The 16558-nt window shown below is 71.0% G+C and carries 15 protein-coding genes; 5 read left to right on the top strand and 10 right to left on the bottom strand.

The genetic code is table 11. The annotated features are described in order from the left end of the window. Positions 1–96: 96 nt before the first annotated feature. From OG975_RS33605 to OG975_RS33595, 3 genes are all read right to left on the bottom strand, one after another. Entirely contained in the window at positions 97–1167 is a 1071-nt protein-coding gene (locus tag OG975_RS33605; protein ID WP_406333050.1) for a hypothetical protein, read from the bottom strand. A gap of 370 nt (positions 1168–1537) precedes the next feature. Beyond that, positions 1538–2626 carry a branched-chain amino acid aminotransferase gene (locus OG975_RS33600; protein ID WP_406333049.1) on the bottom strand — a complete coding sequence of 363 codons (1089 nt, stop codon included), beginning with the start codon at positions 2624–2626 and terminating at the stop codon, positions 1538–1540. A gap of 308 nt (positions 2627–2934) precedes the next feature. Further along, complete coding sequence (locus OG975_RS33595) at positions 2935–3978, bottom strand: 3-isopropylmalate dehydrogenase (protein ID WP_327431956.1); 1044 nt, start codon at positions 3976–3978, stop codon at positions 2935–2937. A 142-nt stretch (positions 3979–4120) separates the two neighbouring features. Here OG975_RS33595 and OG975_RS33590 point away from each other — a divergent pair, with 142 nt between their 5' ends. Continuing rightward, on the top strand, positions 4121–5686 hold the full coding sequence (locus OG975_RS33590) for a fibronectin type III domain-containing protein (protein ID WP_406336594.1): 1566 nt from the start codon (positions 4121–4123) through the stop codon (positions 5684–5686). 97 nt (positions 5687–5783) lie between these two features. Here the strand turns inward: OG975_RS33590 and OG975_RS33585 are convergent, their stop codons facing one another. Continuing rightward, a complete protein-coding gene (locus OG975_RS33585) occupies positions 5784–5912 on the bottom strand; it encodes a hypothetical protein (protein ID WP_268240522.1) in 129 nt (42 codons plus the stop codon). A gap of 204 nt (positions 5913–6116) precedes the next feature. After that, entirely contained in the window at positions 6117–7550 is a 1434-nt protein-coding gene (locus tag OG975_RS33580) for a DHA2 family efflux MFS transporter permease subunit (protein WP_406333048.1), read from the bottom strand. A gap of 115 nt (positions 7551–7665) precedes the next feature. Between OG975_RS33580 and OG975_RS33575 the strand changes: the two genes are divergently transcribed. Beyond that, complete coding sequence (locus OG975_RS33575; RefSeq protein WP_406333046.1) at positions 7666–8571, top strand: LysR family transcriptional regulator; 906 nt, start codon at positions 7666–7668, stop codon at positions 8569–8571. A gap of 30 nt (positions 8572–8601) precedes the next feature. On the opposite strand, the gene OG975_RS33570 is transcribed toward OG975_RS33575, so the two are convergent. Together OG975_RS33570 and OG975_RS33565 are read right to left on the bottom strand one after the other, a co-directional pair. Then, positions 8602–10200, bottom strand: coding sequence for a protein kinase domain-containing protein (locus OG975_RS33570; RefSeq protein ID WP_406333044.1), 1599 nt, complete (start codon positions 10198–10200; stop codon positions 8602–8604). A gap of 88 nt (positions 10201–10288) precedes the next feature. Further along, positions 10289–11188, bottom strand: coding sequence for a LysR family transcriptional regulator (locus tag OG975_RS33565; RefSeq protein WP_406333043.1), 900 nt, complete (start codon positions 11186–11188; stop codon positions 10289–10291). A 174-nt stretch (positions 11189–11362) separates the two neighbouring features. Here OG975_RS33565 and OG975_RS33560 point away from each other — a divergent pair, with 174 nt between their 5' ends. Further along, the gene (locus tag OG975_RS33560) at positions 11363–12373 is read left to right on the top strand and encodes an NADP-dependent oxidoreductase (protein WP_406333041.1); all 1011 of its coding nucleotides are present in this window, start codon (positions 11363–11365) and stop codon (positions 12371–12373) included. A 15-nt stretch (positions 12374–12388) separates the two neighbouring features. Here OG975_RS33560 and OG975_RS33555 read toward each other — a convergent pair whose 3' ends face one another. The 3 genes from OG975_RS33555 to OG975_RS33545 form a co-directional block, all read right to left on the bottom strand. Next, a complete protein-coding gene (locus OG975_RS33555) occupies positions 12389–13546 on the bottom strand; it encodes an InlB B-repeat-containing protein (protein WP_406333040.1) in 1158 nt (385 codons plus the stop codon). Beyond that, on the bottom strand, positions 13543–14511 hold the full coding sequence (locus OG975_RS33550; protein WP_406333039.1) for a hypothetical protein: 969 nt from the start codon (positions 14509–14511) through the stop codon (positions 13543–13545). The genes OG975_RS33555 and OG975_RS33550 overlap by 4 nt, the downstream gene beginning before the upstream one ends. A gap of 180 nt (positions 14512–14691) precedes the next feature. Next, positions 14692–15231 carry a GNAT family N-acetyltransferase gene (locus tag OG975_RS33545; RefSeq protein ID WP_406333038.1) on the bottom strand — a complete coding sequence of 180 codons (540 nt, stop codon included), beginning with the start codon at positions 15229–15231 and terminating at the stop codon, positions 14692–14694. A gap of 154 nt (positions 15232–15385) precedes the next feature. On the opposite strand from OG975_RS33545, the gene OG975_RS33540 reads away from it, so the two are divergent. Continuing rightward, complete coding sequence (locus tag OG975_RS33540; RefSeq protein WP_406333037.1) at positions 15386–16270, top strand: alpha/beta fold hydrolase; 885 nt, start codon at positions 15386–15388, stop codon at positions 16268–16270. Positions 16271–16345: 75 nt separating this feature from the next. Then, a complete protein-coding gene (locus tag OG975_RS33535; RefSeq protein ID WP_406333036.1) occupies positions 16346–16552 on the top strand; it encodes a DUF5988 family protein in 207 nt (68 codons plus the stop codon). The last annotated feature ends 6 nt before the right edge of the window (positions 16553–16558 follow it).

The following is a 16558-nucleotide window of genomic DNA, read 5'->3' as shown; positions in this document are numbered from 1 at the left end:
GCAGCAGGCCGTCCAGGTCACGGGGCGTGAAGGCGCGAAATCGGGGGCTCGTGCGTGAAGCGAGGTGGAGCGCTGAACTCATATGTGCCAGGGCCTCTATTCCGTGACCAGGACCGGCGGCCGCAACTCGACGAAGGCGGTCGCCGACGCATCGTACTTCTCCGCGAAGTGCTGCATGAGCAGCGTGTGCAGCTCGCTCTCGTCGTCGATCACGACGAGTTCGTACGCTCCCGGGGCGCCCAAATCCTCACTGAACGCGGAGAGTTGGTCGAGGCGGTGGCGGGCCATGTACGACACGAGATCGTGTCCGGCGACGTACAGGCAGTCGTCGACGTAGACGAAGCGACAGGTGAAGTCCCGTCGCCCGTCCGTCGCGTCGACCAGGGTCACCGGCAGATGGGTGAACCGCTCCATCGACTTGCTCTGCTGCCACAGCTCGTCGAAGCGCTGTTCGACGAAGGCGCCGAGCGGGGAGCGGACGGCGACTTCGAGCTGGACGCCCTCGCCGGAGAGCCGGCCGACGGTGAGGAAGGAGACCAGGGAGCGGTCGTCCCAGCGGTAGAGCGTCACGCCGGGAGAGGTGGAGCACAGCCGCACTTCGAGGAACTGCCGGGCACCCTCGTCGAGCCGCCGGGCGAACCGGTCCAAGGTCCGCAGGTTGCGCATGATGTCGCGGCGGATGTCGGCGCTCTGCTCGCCGAGTTCACGGCCGCGCAGGATGACCGCGAGGGAGTCGGGGTCCAGAAGCAGGATCTGCACGCGGGCGCCCTGTGCGGTGGCGGACTTGATGCCGCGGAAGAGCCGTTCGGAGAACTGCGGGCCGAAGAGGTTGGAGAAGGTGTCGAGCACCTTCACGTTCGACGTCGAGCGGAAGACCTGGGCGCTGAACCACTCGTAGTCGAGGCGGGTGTGCTCGCGGACCCGGCCCTCCTGTGCGCGGCTGATGAGGGGGCCGATGACGAAGACGGTGACGACGACGCCGACGATGTCGGTGCCGAGGTTGAGCGTGAGGTTCTCGCCGTAGTTGTCCATCCCCTTGCTGCGCCACAGCAGCAGCGCCGCGACGGCGGCCAGGAGGACGAGCACCGTGAGGCTCTGGGGGCGGCGCGGCGTGCGTAACGTACGTGCCAGCCAGCGCATCCTCGATATCGGCGACCGTCCGTCCACCTGTGCTCCTCCCCCGGCCGTGTCCGCGCAGGGGACAGCACACGCTCCCCCCGTGGACTCAGTGGATACCCGCCCGACGAAGGCGATACGCGTCGAACGAACTGCCGCCCCTCGTCTGCCTGTTGGAGCCCTGGTGCCGCGGGCCGGCCAATCTCGCCCCCGCCGCCCCTACCCGTCCCATCCCTGGGGGCTGCGCCCCCAGACCCCCCTAAAAAATTGCGCAGTTCCCCGCGCCCCTTTTAGGGGCGCGGGGAACTGCGCGAACGGCCCCCACCGGCCCGCAGCCGACGAACTACCCACGGGGTCGAAGGGGCGGAGCCCCTGGCGGATGGGACGGGTAGGGGCGGCGGGGCGAAGAAACCCGGCCAGGTCAGGCCAGCGGGTGCATCCAGCCGTGCTTGTCCTCGCTGACACCGCGCTGGATGTCGAGCAGCGCCTCGCGCAGCCGCAGCGTGACCTTGCCGGGCTCCCCGCCGGCCTGCTGCCACTCGGCGCCGGTGCGCTTGACGGTGCCGACGGGGGTGATGACGGCGGCGGTGCCGCAGGCGAAGACCTCCGCCAGCGTGCCGTTCTCCGCGTCGCGCTGCCACTGGTCGATGGAGACGCGCCCCTCCTCGGCCTCGTAACCGAGGTCGCGGGCGAGGGTGAGCAGGGAGTCGCGGGTGACGCCCTCCAGGATGGAGCCGGTGAGGGTCGGGGTGACGATCTTGTCGCCGTACACGAAGTACAGGTTCATACCGCCGAGTTCCTCGACCCACTTGCGCTCGACGGCGTCCAGGTAGCAGACCTGGGCGCAGCCCTCGGCGGCGGCCTCGGCCTGGGCGAGCAGCGACGCGGCGTAGTTGCCGCCGGTCTTGGCGTCGCCCATGCCGCCGGGCACGGCGCGGACGTGGTCCTCGGAGACCCAGATGGAGACGGGCTTGACGCCGCCCGGGAAGTAGGCGCCGGCCGGCGAGGCGATGACGAGGAAGAGGTATTCGTTGGCGGGCTTCACGCCCAGGCCGACCTCGGTCGCGATCATGAACGGGCGCAGGTACAGGGACTCCTCGCCGCCATGGGCCGGAACCCAGTCGCGGTCCTGCTGCACGAGCACGTCGCACGCCTCGATGAACGTCTCCACCGGCAGCTCCGGCATGCCGAGGCGGCGGGCGGAGGCCTGGAAGCGCTTGGCGTTCTTGTCGGGGCGGAAGGTGGCGACGGAGCCGTCGGCCTGGCGGTACGCCTTGAGGCCCTCGAAGATCTCCTGCGCGTAGTGCAGGGTCATGTTCGCCGGGTCGAGGGACAGCGGACCGTACGGAACGAGCTGGCCGTCGTGCCAGCCACGGCCCTCCGTCCACTTGATCGTCACCATGTGGTCGGTGAAGTGGCGGCCGAACCCGGGGTTGGCCAGGATCGCCTCGCGCTCCGCGTCGGAGAGCGGACTGGCGGAGGGCTTGAGCTCGATCGTGGGCTGCGTCATGAGTGGTTGTCCTTCACCGGTTGTATGTGACGGGCCGCATTGCTCGGTACTGCACTCGGTACTGCAAGGGAGGCCCAGTGCTAGGACGTCCGAGCATTCCCTCATTCCGCGGCTCCGTGTTCGATTATCGCGCGTACGGGGCTGCGGACGAAAACGGTCTGTTTACGGCCCATGGGATTGCCCACGGGTTGATGGTGGCACCCGGCGAGGGCATAGGAAAAGCCGCCGGGTGCGGCAGCGACCCGGCGGCTTCTACGCGAACGTATGGAGTGGGGGTCCCCCCACGCCCTTAAGGCAGTGGGGGAGGGTCAGCCGGCTACTCGTACAGCCAGGGCGTCGCCGATTTCCTGGGTGGAGCGGGCGGGCTGCCCCACGCGCTCGGCGAGGTCGGCGGCGACGGCGTCCTCGATGCGGGCGGCCTCGGGCTCGTAGCCGAGGTGGCGCAGCAGGAGGGCGACGGACAGGACGGTGGCGCTGGGGTCGGCCTTGCCCTGGCCCGCGATGTCGGGCGCCGAGCCGTGGACCGGCTCGAACATCGACGGGAACTCGCCGCTCGGGTTGATGTTGCCGGAGGCGGCGACGCCGATGCCGCCGGAGACGGCCGCGGCGAGGTCGGTGATGATGTCGCCGAAGAGGTTGTCGGTGACGATCACGTCGAAGCGCGCGGGGTCCGTGACGAGGTAGATCGTCGCGGCGTCCACGTGGATGTAGTCCGTGGTGACCTCGGGGAACTCCTTGGCCACCTGGTTGAAGATGTTCGTCCAGAGGTGGCCCGCGAAGGTCAGCACGTTGTTCTTGTGGACCAGCGTCAGCTTCTTGCGCGGACGGGCCTGGGCACGGGCGAAGGCGTCCCGGACGACACGCTCGACACCGAACGCCGTGTTGACGGAGACCTCGGTGGCGACCTCGTGCGGGGTGCCCTTGCGGATGGTGCCGCCGTTGCCGGTGTACGGGCCCTCGGTGCCCTCGCGGACCACGACGAAGTCGATCTCGGGCTGTCCTGCCAGCGGGGTGGCGACACCCGGGAGGAGCTTCGACGGCCGCAGGTTGACGTGGTGGTCGAAGGCGAAGCGGAGCTTCAGCAGGAAGCCGCGCTCCAGGACGCCGGACGGAACCGAGGGGTCGCCGATCGCGCCGAGCAGGATCGCGTCGTGCTGCTTCAGGGCGTCCAGGTCCGCCTCGGTGAGGGTCTCACCGGTGGCGTGGTACCTCTTGGCGCCGAAGTCGAACTCCTTGGTCTCCAGCTTCACATCCTGCGGAAGGACGGCGGAGAGGACCTTGAGCCCCTGGGCCACGACCTCCTGGCCGATGCCGTCACCAGGGATCACTGCGAGATTGATGCTGCGAGACATGACGGCACCGTACTCCTTGTCCCATGGGATGACACGCTATGTCCGCCATACGGACACGGCGGTGCCGCAGCACGCCTACCCGTCGACGTCCGTTCACCCGTACGTATGGCGGCTGTTGGGACGTACTGGGAAGTTCACCAATATGGACACACCCGACGTCGGTATCCCGCCTCAGCTCGCGCGCCGGATGAGCATGCCGGAGCAGTACGAGTACCTGCGGACGAAGCTCACGCGGCGGCGCGCGCTGGTCACGGCGGGCGCGTTCGCGGGCGGCGGCCTGCTGGCCGGCTGCGCCACGGGCACCAAGAGCCCCTCCCCCTCGTCCGCCACGACGCCGAGCCCCGCCACCAGCCGCGTACCCGGCTCCGTCGTCACGCCCTTCGGCCGTCACCTCACCTTCGGCGCGGACCCGAAGACGCAGATGCGGATCTCCTGGCAGGTGCCGTTCGCGGTCAAGAAGCCGTACGTACGGGTGGGGTTGAAGCCCTGGGGGCTGAGCCGGAAGATCGAGGCCGAGGTCCGCGATCTGCACACGCCGGGGCTGGCGGGGCAGCGGCTCGCGCTGGACCAGTACTACCTGCACGCGGCGCTCGACGGTCTGCGCCCCGGGACGACGTACTACTACGGCGTCGGCCACGAGGGATTCGATCCCGCGTCCCGGGAGCGGCACTCCACGGTCGGCACCTTCCGCACGGCGCCCGCGAGCCCCGAGAAGTTCGTGTTCACCGCCTTCGGCGACCAGGGCGTCACCCCCGACGCGCTCGCCAACGACAAGGTGCTCCTCGGCCGGCAGCCGTCCTTCCATCTGCACGCGGGCGACATCTGCTACGCGGACGTGGTCGGCCTGGGCAAGGACTCGGACGTCTACGACCCCGGCGCCTGGGACCTGTTCCTCAAGCAGACCGAGTCGGTGGCGAAGTCCGTTCCGTGGATGGTGACGACCGGCAACCACGACATGGAGGCCTGGTACTCGCCGAACGGATACGGCGGCCAGTCGGCCCGCTGGTCACTCCCGGACAACGGCTTCGACGCGCGCAACGCGCCGGGCGTCTACTCGTTCACGTACGGCAATGTCGGGATCGTGGCGCTGGACGCGAACGACGTGTCGTACGAGATCCCCGCCAACAAGGGCTACACGGACGGCAGGCAGACGGCCTGGCTCGACAAGCGGCTCGGTGAACTGCGCAAGACGGTCGACTTCGTCGTGGTGTTCTTCCACCACTGCGCCTACTCGACGTCGACGCACGCCTCCGACGGGGGTGTACGGGACGCCTGGCTGCCGCTGTTCGCCAAGCACCAGGTGGACCTGGTGATCAACGGGCACAACCACGTGTACGAGCGGACCGACGCCATCAAGGGCGGCACGGTGGGCAAGCCGGTGCCGGTCGGCGCGTCGACCGATCCCACGCGGGACGGGATCGTGTACGTCACGGCGGGCGGCGCGGGCAAGAGCCTGTACAGGTTCCCCGCCGGGGTCAAGGACAGCTACGAAGGGAAGGTCACCCGCCACGAGTCCGTAGACACCTACCACTGGACGAAGTCGCAGCAGCAGAACAAGGACACCGTGGAGTGGTCGCGGGTGCGATACACCGGCTTCTCCTTCCTCTCGGTGGAGGCGGAGGCCGGCACGTCACCGCGGCTCAAGGTGTCGGCGCTCGCGCAGAGCGGCAAGCGCATCGACTACTTCGAGGTGCGGCGCGGAGCGTGAGCACTCCGAGGTGCGGCGCGGGGCAGGAACCTCGCGCCGCACCCCGTGCGGGTGCGGCTCCCGGTATGGGGTGGGCCCGTCAGCGGACCCATGGGCCTCAGTGGCCCGTCGCGCCGCCGTTGTCCCTGCGGTCGAGGGCGCGCTGGAGCGCGGCGGCGGCGTTCTTGCGGTCGGACTCGCTCGAACGGGAGATGTGACGGACTCGGCGGACGGTCGTCTCGGCCATGATGAATCGACTCCTTGCCTCCGGAGAAGCCCGGGAAGGGCAGCCGGAAGTGGGGTGAGATTTACGAGACGCCGGAAGGGGCGGGGAGCGGTGCCGCAGGGGTTGCCTGCCAAGGGGCTCCGGCTCACGACCGCCATTCGCTTGGTCGAGCGAGACGTTCGGCTCCTACAAAGCTAAGGGAGGAGCGAGCATCTGTCTCCACAATTACTCGGACTTCCTACTATCTGAGACGGTGGATTGGGTCACACCCCTCTGACCTGGGACGACAGTTCGTACGGCGTCACCCGCCGCGGGATGCAGCCGCAGGGCGCCCACCGTCGGCAGCAGGCAGAGAGCGCCGAGCACCACAAACGCGACGGCGTACGCCGAGCGCGGGCCGTCCGTCAGCTCCGCGCCCCCGCGCAGTGCGACCGCGGCGATGGCGACACCCAGGCCCGCAGCCAGTTGATGGGAGGTCGCGAAGAGGGCGTTGGCATCGCGCAGCCGCTCCGGCCGCGTCTCGCTGAACGCGATCGTCGAGTAACCGGTGAGGCCGACCGAGCGGGCCACACCGCCGAGCGCCGCGACGACCGCGATCACCGCGACCGGCGTCGACGCGGTGAACAGCGCGCAGCCCGCGGTCGCCACGGCCAGTCCCAGCGTAGAGACGATCAGCAGCGGCCGGAAACCGAACCGGTTGATCAGATAGGTCGTCGCGGGCTTGATCCCGATGTTGCCCACGAAGACGAAGAGCACGACCGCGCCCGACTTCACCGCGCTCCACCCGAAGACCTCCTGGAAGAGCAGAGGCAGGAGGAAGGGGATGGCGCTGACGACCGCCATGTAGAGCGAGCCGTCGAGCGCCGAGGCCCGGAAGGACGGGACGTCCAGGGTGCGGAGGTTCACCAGCGGGTGCTCGGTGCGCAGCAGATGCCGTACGGCCGCCGCGAGGACGACGACGGCGATCACCCCGGTCACCGCCGCCTCCACCGGGGTGCTCCGGGCCTCGGAGACCAGGTGCGCGGTCCAGGTCAGGGCCGCGAGGCCGGTGCAGGTGAGCAGGACGCCGGTGATGTCGAGCGGCGGCGTCTCCCCCGGCGCGCCCGGCGCGATCAGGCGGCGGGCGACGAGGAGGGCGAGGGCGCCGAGGGGCACGTTCAGGAGGAAGATCCAGTGCCAGGAGGCGTACGTGGTGATCACACCGCCGAGCAGCGGCGCGAGCACCGGGGCGGCGAGCCCGGGCCACACGATGTACGCGACCGCGCGCGGCAGATCCTGCTTGGCGGTGCCGGCGAGGACGACGAGCCGGCCGACCGGCACCATCATCGCGCCGCCCGCGCCCTGGACGACACGCATCGCGACCAGCACGCCGAGGTTGGGCGCGAAGGCGCAGGCCAGGGAGGCGAGGGTGAAGACCGCGATCGCGGCCAGGAAGACACGGCGCGGGCCGAAGCGGGCGGTGAGCCAGCCGGAGAGGGGGATGAGGACGGCGAGGGTGACGAGATAGGCCGTGATGATCAGGCCCACGGAGGCGGGGGTCGTGTGCAGGTCTGCGGCTATCCGCGGAGCGGCGGTGGACACGATCGTGCCGTCCAGCATCTCCATGAAGAAGCAGCCCGCGACCAGGAGCGCGGTACCGCGCTGGCGCGAATCCAACATGGGTCCAGGTTCGGGGTGAATCATTGCTGCACACAAGGTCCGATTGATTCATGGAGAATTGCGTCTCATGCAGCAGTCGTCTCAGTCGCCCGATGGGGCACCCCCACTCCCCGACATGAACCTCCTGCCCGCCCTCGACGCCCTGCTCCGCGCGGGCGGTGTCGCGGGCGCGGCGGCGGAGCTGAACGTGTCCCCCTCGGCGATGAGCCGCACCCTGGGCCGGCTGCGCCGGGTGGTCGGCGACCCCCTCCTCGTACCGTCGGGTCGGGGCCTGACCCTCACCCCGCGCGCGCACGAGATGCAGCCCCGGGTGCAGGCGGCACTCGCGGCCGCGGTGGCGGCGCTACGGCCGCCGCGTGAGGTGGAACTCGCCACCCTGCGACGGGAGTTCAGGATCCGCACCAACGACGGAGTCGCCCTGTCCCTCGGCGCCCCGCTGCTGGCGCTGGCGGCCCGGGAAGCTCCCGGGGTACGGCTGCGGCTGCTGCCGGAGGGCGACGAGGACCCGGCGGACCTGCGCACCCATGTCGACCTGGATGTGGGCGAGTTGCCGGACCCGCTGCCGCACGACGTACGCAGCAGCGCGCTGCACGAACACCGTTATGTGGCCGTCGCGCGCGCCGACGCCGAGTTCGCGCGCGGGCCGCTGACCGCGGCACGGTTCGCCGCGCTGCCGCACATCACGGTGACCCGGCGCGGCCGCACGCACAGCGTGGTCGACGAACGTCTCGCCGAACTCGGCCTGCACCGCGACATCCTGGCCACCGCCCCGACCTACGCCGCCGCCTGCTTCTTCGCCCTCCGCACGGACGCGCTGGCCCTGGTCCCGTCGGAGGTCGCGACCGAGGCGTCCCGCGTGATGCCGCTCGCCGTCCTGGAGATCCCGCTCGACCTGCCGACGGTCGCGTCGGGCCAGGCGTGGCACGTACGGCTGGACACGGATCCGGCGCATCGGTGGCTGCGGGGGGCTCTGGAGCGGGTGGCGGAGGGGGTCGGCGGGGGGAGCGACACTCACATGTGAGAGGGGCTGGGGCGGCGGTCCTGTGGCTGGCTAGGCGGTCGGCCAGACCGTCATGTCCATGGTCGTGAAGGCGAGCTTCGGCACCGCGGTCGACTTCACCTGGATCACGAGCAGTGCGATGTCGCCGGAGGAGTGCTTGACACAGATCTCGGTGCCGGCCGCCGCCGCGGCCAGCGGGAGGCGGTGGCTCTTGGCGCTGTGGAGGAGGAGGCGGCACATATCGAGGGTGGTGCCCGTATCGCCGAAGATCTGGACGAACACGCTGGTGTCGCTGTCCAGCGCGCAGCCGACGTCCTTGCAGTCGAAGCGGATGTCCCCCTTGCGGTCCTCGCGCTGGGCCGGCTCCCCGAAGGACAGTGAGTTCTTCGCGTCCAGCCACTGTCCGGCGTGCGCGACGGGCCGCGGCGACCAGGGCGCGGTCGAGGAGGGGCTCGCCGATGTCCGGCTACCGCTCCCAGAGGCCGGCGCGGAGGCCGATGAGGACGCCGAGGGCCCTGCGGCCCCTGTCCGACCGGGCGTCGAGGAGCCGGCCGCGTCCCGGTGGCGGAGCCGGTCCGCCGCGTCCATGAACCTCCATGCCATGCCCGTCAGCAGCAGCGCACCCGCCGTCACCGCGGCGGTGGCGATCAGCGCGGTACGTCGCCGGCGGGCCCGCGGTTCGTCCGGCCGTGTCGGCGGCTGCGGCGGCGCGAGCAACGGCAGCGTGTGCACCGGCGTGGGATCGGGGACCGGAGACGGAACCCTCAGCTCCGGCCCGGTGACCTCCCGCCAGACGGCCGGCCCCGCGCCCGCGTCGGCGTCCCGGCCCAGCCGCTGTCGGCACCACTCGACGATCTCCGCCGGGGTGGCCCGCTCCTCCGGATCGGCGGCGAGGCAGCGGGCGATCAGCGGACGGAGCTGCGCGGGCAGAACGGACAGGTCAGGTGTCGAGTGCACGATCCGGTACAGCACGGTGGGCGAGGGGCCGTCCCCGTACAGCGGTTCGCCCAGCGCCGCGAACGCCGCGGTCTGGCCGAACGCGAAGACGTCGGTCGCCGCCGTGACCTCACCCGCGGTCGCCTGCTCGGGAGCCATGAACTGGGGTGTGCCGACGGCGGCGCCCGTGGCTGTGTTCGAGGTGAGGTCGGAGGCCAGCGAGATGCCGAAGTCGATCACCCGCGGTCCGTCGGCGGCGAGCAGCACGTTCGACGGCTTCAGGTCCCGGTGCACGATTCCCGCACCATGGATGGCCTGGAGCGCCTCGGCCACCCCAGCCATCAGCCACAGCACCGCCTGAACCGGCAGCGGCCCGCGCCGGGCGACGGCTTCCGCCAGGGAGGGCCCGGGCACGTACAGCGTGGCCAGCCAGGGCGGTATGCCGTCCGCGTCGGCGTCGAGCAACTCGGCGGTGTACGCGCCCCGGACGCGCTGGGCCGCCTTGATCTCCCGGCTGAACCGCCGCCGGAAGGCCGGGTCGTCGGCCAACTCCGGCCGCACCACCTTGATGGCCACCGGTCTGCCACCCTGCGTGTGCGACAGATAGACCCGGCCCATGCCTCCCGCGCCGAGCCGGGCGGCGAGGCGGTAGCCGGCCACGACCGGCGGATCGTCCGCCTGCAGCGGCTGGAACACCTCAGTCGCGTTGTCCATCGGTCCCCGTCCCCCTGCATCCCCTGCTCCGCAGATCCCCTGATCCGATGAGCTGACCAACATCAGCACCCTAAAGGTTGAGCGCCGCTCACCCCACCCGCGGATGCAGCGCCCGCAACTCCCTGATCAGCGCGCGGACGGCGGCCGTCGTGGCGAGTTCCGGCGTGGTCACGTAGCCGATGGAGCGGGTCGGGCGCTCCGGGCCGAGATCGGTGATCTCGGTGGTCAGCGGTGCACTCGTGAGGGACAGCGCGGGCATGATGGCCATTCCGAGACCACTGCTCACCATCGAGAGCACCGCTCCGTCGTCCTCGGCGCGGACCGTGGCACAGGGGATCCAGTCCTGCGCCGCCCACCAAGTGCGGGTGTAGGACGAGCAGTTCTCGGTCCAGTCGACCAGCGGGAGCGAGCGCGGGTCCGGGTGGCCGGCCGGGTGCACCAGGGCGTACGGCTCCTCCAGGAGTACGTCGCCGATCAGTTCCGGCGGCACCGGCGAGCTCGTGCCGAGGGTGGCGATCCCGACGTCCGCTCGGCCCTCGGCCACCTCCCCCGCCGTGCCGGGCCCAACCTCCCGTACGACGCGCACGGTCGGCTCGATCCCGGGGTGCCGGGCCGTCAGCCGTTCCAGCGCGGGCGGCAGCAGATGCAGCGCCGCGCTACGGAAGGCGGCGATGCGCAGCGGTCCGGCGACGGTGTCCCCGCCCTCGGGAGCCGCGCCCGCGCCGCGCGCCTCCGCGACCAGCACGTCCAGCATCCGCAGCACCCGCCGTGCGTGCGCCACCGCCCGCTCCCCCGCGGCCGTGGGGCGCGCCCCTTGCCGCCCGCGTGCGAACAGCACGACGCCCACCTTGCGTTCGATGCCGCGCACCGCGTGCGAAACCGCGGACTGCGTCATGCCGAGCGTGACGGCCGCCGCGGAGAAGCCGCCCTCGCGGGCGACGGCCACCAGGGTCCGCAGCTCCTGCGGGGAGAGGTCGGCCGTGGTCATCGGGGCTTCCGCGGAGAGAGGTCGACCGCGGTCATCGGGGCTCCCGCGGGGCAAGGCCGACTGTCGTCATTCAGGGCTCCTCACCTGCTGCTATGAACACGGCTCATGGAAGCGGCCGTTCCATGAGCCCAACCCTCTCCCCGGCCGCCGCATTCCTTCCTACGGTCCCGTTCCATGAGTTCCCCGAACGCCATCGCGCTCACCGTCCAGCAGACCGCCCGCCCGGTCGGCTTCCCGGCCCCGGACCACTTCCGTTTCGCCGAGTCACCCGTGCCCGAGCCCCTCCCCGGCACGGCTCTCGTCGAGAACCTGTACTGGTCCGTCGACCCCTACCACCGCGAAATGATGGACGGCGACTTCGAGTTGAACGCCCCGCTGGAGGGCCGCACCCTCGGCCGCGTGATCGAGTCCCGGGACCCGGCGCTCCCCGAGGGGGAGATCGTCTTCCACCGCGCGGGCTGGCGTACCCACTCCGTCGTACGCCCGGCGGAGACCAGACGCCTCCCGCACTACGACGGCGTACCACTGTCCGCGTATCTGAGCGTGCTCGGCGGCACCGGTCTGACCGCGTACGTCGGCCTCACCCGGATCGCCCAACTCCGGGAAGGGGACGACCTGTTCGTCTCGGGGGCCGCGGGCGGCGTCGGTACGGCGACCGGACGGTTCGCGCGGCTACTGGGTGCCGGACGGCTGGTCGGCAGCGCGGGCAGCCCGGCGAAGGTGGCGTATCTGAAGGAACACGTCGGTTACGACGAGGCCTTCGACTATCACTCGGGGCCCGTGGCCGACCTGCTGGCCAAGGCCGCCCCGGACGGCATCGACGTCTTCGTCGACAATGTCGGCGGCGGCCAACTCGGCGCGGCCATCGGCGCGTTGCGTGAGCGCGGGCGGGTGGTGCGGGTCGGCACGGTCGGCCAGTACAACACCCCGGACGCGCCGCCGGTCCTCTTCAACCATGCCGACGTCGTGGAGAAGAGCCTGCGGATCGAGGGCTTCCTGGTGCGCGACCACCGTGACGTACAAGAGGAGTTGGACGCGTTCGTCGTACCGCATCTGCTCAGTGGCCGGCTCGCGCTCGACGAGACGGTCGTCGACGGATTCGAGCGGATCGTGGACGCGTTCCTGTCGATGCTGCGCGGCGGCAACACCGGCAAGATGATCGTCAGGAACGCGTCCCTCGGCTGACCGACCGGCCTTCCCTCAGGGGCGACCGGCCATCCCTCGGGTGCGCACGAAGATCGCCGTCAGCGTGTGGCTCTGCTCCTGGAAGGTGACGGCTGTCTCGCCGTGCGCGTTCTCCTCGTCGCCGCCGTACGGCTGCCCGTCGAGCAGCCAGTCCTGGAAGACATAGCCCTTGGCCGGGGTCGCCGTCGCCTCGACGGTGTCGCCGTCCGCGTACGGGCCGGGCTGGGAGAGCTCGACCTTGCCCCTGCCGCCCTCGGTGCGGCCGTCAAGGGTGTGCCGGCAGCGCTCGAAGACGGCGGTGAGCTGCGCGGTTCCCGGTGCGGGGTCGAGGGCGATGTCGTCGTCACCGGCGTACGAGCCGTCCAGCCGCCACTCCGCGAAGTGCCAGCCGGGCGCGGGGACCGCCTCGTACAGCGCGTCGCCGCCCGCGTCGCGGGACTTCTTCGCGGTGGACACCGTGCCGCCGCCCGAGGTCGACGTCGTCACCGTGGACGCGGGGGTGGTGGCCTTCTTGAAGGTGGCCTTCAGGGTGCGGTCGGCCGACAGGGTGAGCTGGATCTTCGTGCTCGTGGAGGTCTGCTTCTTGCCGTCGAGGGTCCAGTGGTCGAAGACGTATCCCGAGCTCGGCTTCGCCGTGAAGTAGATCTTCGAGCCCTGGGTGTACGGGCCCTGCTGCTCCGGGGTGACCGACCCGCCGCCGGTCGGGCTCACCGAAGTGGTGACCCCGCACAGGGAGTTGTCGGTCTTGGCGGCGCGGTAGGCGGCGACGGCCGTGCCGGTCCTGTTGAGGACCAGGGAGGAGTCGGCGGAGCCCGGCTTGGTGGTGGGGACGCCGAGGACCTCGCCGCGGTAGGTCTGCTGGGCGTTGGAGAAACGGTTGATGCGGCCGCAGGCGCCCTTCGTGGCCTTGCGGCAGCCCGACTCGTACGCCATCAGGGAGGACCAGTCGCCCTTCTTCGGGAAGTAGCCGCTGGCGCCGTTGTCCGGCTGGGCCGGCTCGGTGGTCCAGTTGTGGTTGGCGCCGAGGTTGTGGCCCAGCTCGTGCGCGAAGGAGTAGTGCGAGATGGCGCTCTGCGCGGTCACGGTGTAGGCCCAGTCGGCCCACTGCGGGCCTGGGTTCTCGGGCGTGTAGCCGATGCCGCCCGACGCGGTGCCGCTCGCGATGATGCTCACCTGGTCGGCGCCGTATGTGTCGCGCAGCGTGGGCAGTTCGTCGGCGACCTTGTCGCCCGGGTCGCGAACGCGGCGATGGAGGCGCCGGAGACGGTGTCGTACGTCGCGGACACCTTGACGGCGGCGGTGTGCACGAGGTGGACGCGCACCTTGACGCCGCTGGTGGCGAAGGCGTCGTTGGCGAGCGCGACGGCCTTGGCGATCTGCGCCTTGATCTGCTTCTCGCCGCCCGCCTCCGTCCGGGCCTTGGGGGTGTACGCGACGAGCGTGTCGATGACGGCCAGCTTGTCGCTGCCCTTGCACTTGGCCTTGACGGCCGGGTCGGCCTTTGCGGGCGGTCCCGCCACCGGACGGGTGGTCGCCCGGCCGGGTCCGGGCGGCGGGACCGGGCTGTCGTCCTCGTCGGTGAGCGGGCTGATCTCACTGACCGTCACCCGGCCCGCGCCGTCCGGGTCGATGCTGTAGAGGGCGCCGCCCAGCAGGAACTCGGCGCTCAGGTATTCGTTGCCCGGCTTTCCGTCACAGCCGCCCTCCAGCGTGACGATGACCTCCTGGTCGCTGGTGCCCTTGACCTCGCCGTGCCAGACGAGGCGGCCGTCGATCGTCTCGCGGGACTCCTCGGCGGCCTCGACCACCACGTCGTCGAAGAGCGGGAAGCGGGCCTCCCGGCCGGCCTCCGCGGGGCCGCAGATCCGCTCCAGCGCCGCGTCCCGCACCTGCGCGTGCCGCTGGCGGACCACCTCGGCGCCCAGCTCCTCCCCCGGGTCGGCGCCGTCGGCGGACCGGGACTCCGCGGACGGGGCGATCACACTGGCGGCCAGGGCCCGCGCCATCGCGTCGTCCGGGGCCAGGCCGGCCGGCGCGAAGCCGGTGACGCCCAGGACGACGGCACCGAGCGTCATGCCACCCGCCCATCTGATGGCCGCCCGGCCGTCCGTCGTACTGGTCCATCTGGAGCGGGTCATCTCCGCCGCCTTTCCGCGTCTCCCCCCGCCTGTTGATCATGAACAGGAGAAACGTTCCTCAAGGGCGGGGCGGAATCACGGGCATAGGGGCGGAGTCACCCGAGCCGGCGTCGGGGCAGGTCACTTGACGCGACGTCAGCGCGGGCCGCGCCCACGTCACTTGACTCGGCCGCCCCGACGTCAGAGCACGTCGCCGTCGCGCCAGTCGAAGACCAGTTCGTGCGCCGGGTCGAGATGGCCGGCCGAGGCGGGACGCACGAACGTGGCGCCCTCCTCCTCCGCCAGCCGCACGATGCCGTCGGGGCCGAGCGCGCAGATCCGGCCCGGCCAGACCTGCCAGCCCCGGGCCGCGTACAGGCCGGCCCCGTCCTCGCTCGCGGAGAGCGCCCCGAGCGCGTACGCCCCCTCGACGATCCGCTCCAGCTCGGCCAGCACGCGCCCGCCGAGCCCCGTACGGCGCGCGTCGGCCCGTACCCCGACCGCCTCCACGTATCCGGCGCGCAGCGAGCGGCCGCGATGCAGGACACGCCGCTGGATCACCGAACCGTGGGCCGCCAGACCCCGCTCGTCGTGCACGAGCACATGGATGCCGCCGAGCCCGTGGTCCCAGTCCTCGTCACTGAAGCCCCCGTCGAAGGCGTCGTCCAGGAGGTCGCGGACGGCACGAAGGTCGGCGGGGGCGAGGTCCGCCGTGTGGGCTGTACGCAGTCGGATGGCCATCGGCCCAGTATTCACACGGCTCGCGGCGGCAACAGCCCTCGCCCCAAACTGGCATCACTAACCCTTCAATACCACTTGACCGGTTACAGGCAGGCATGTTGAACTGAACCTAACCAGTAAATGAGTTTTCAGAGGTTAGGGGAGCGAGCCGCTCATGACCACCCACGGGGTCCACCACCGCACCACCACCGTCCGCGGCCACGAGATCCACTACCGGGAGGCGGGCCCCGCGGACGCCCCCGTGCTGCTCCTGCTGCACGGCTTCCCCACCAGCTCGCACATGTTCCGCGACCTGATCCCGCTGCTCTCCGACCGCTACCGCCTGATCGCCCCCGATCACCTGGGATTCGGCCGCTCGGCGGCACCGGCGGCCACCGCGTTCCCGTACACCTTCGACCAACTGGCCGAGATCACCGGCGAGTTCAGCGAGCTGCTCGGCCTGAAGGAGTACGCGCTCTACATCCAGGACTACGGCGCCCCGATCGGCCTGCGCCTCGCGCTCGCGCACCCGGAGCGGGTGACTGCGGTCATCACACAGAACGGCAACGCGTACGAGGAGGGGCTGGGCGCCGAGGCCTGGGCACCGGTCCTCGCGCTGATCGCCGAGCGCACGCCCGAGACCGAGGGACCCGTCCGCGAGATCAGCAGCCCCGACGGCATCAAGTGGCAGTACCTGCACGGCGTCGCGGACCCGACGCTCGTCAGCCCCGACGCGTACGAGCACGACGCGGCCCTGATGGCCCGCCCCGGCCAGCCCGAGATCCAGCTCGACCTGATCTCCGACTACGGCTCCAACTTCGCCCTCTACCCGGCCTTCCAGGAGTACTTCCGCACCAGCCAGGTCCCGCTGCTGGCGGTCTGGGGCGGCCACGACGAGATCTTCGTCCCGGCGGGCGCGCTCGCCTTCCGGCGCGACCTCCCGGGGGCGGAGATCCATCTCCTGCCCACCGGCCACTTCGCCCTGGAGACACACGCCGACCAGATCGCACGGCTCATGCGGGACTTCCTCGACCGGCACCTGACGACGGCCCACGGCTGAGCGGCGGATCGCCCACACGACTGATCATCCGCGCGGTATGCGGCATCGGGCTCCGGCAGGGGGAACGAGGAGGTCATGAGCGACAGGACCCAGGCATTCCTCGAGGGCGGCCCGGATGATCTGCCCGAACGGATCGTCCCGATCCCGCCCTCCGGAACAGATGTGAAGATCGAGTTCCGCGGCGGATACGAACACTTCAAGGCGACCCCACGCCACGCGGACACGCGCTCGGGCAGGCTGCTCGTGTACGAGTGGTGGGAGCGCACGGAGTTCCCCGGGTGACGCCAC

The sequence above is a fragment of the Streptomyces sp. NBC_00203 genome (genome assembly GCF_045206325.1).
GTDB classification, from domain to species: domain Bacteria; phylum Actinomycetota; class Actinomycetes; order Streptomycetales; family Streptomycetaceae; genus Streptomyces; species Streptomyces lutosisoli.
This window is presented reverse-complemented; position numbering and strand designations above follow the sequence as displayed.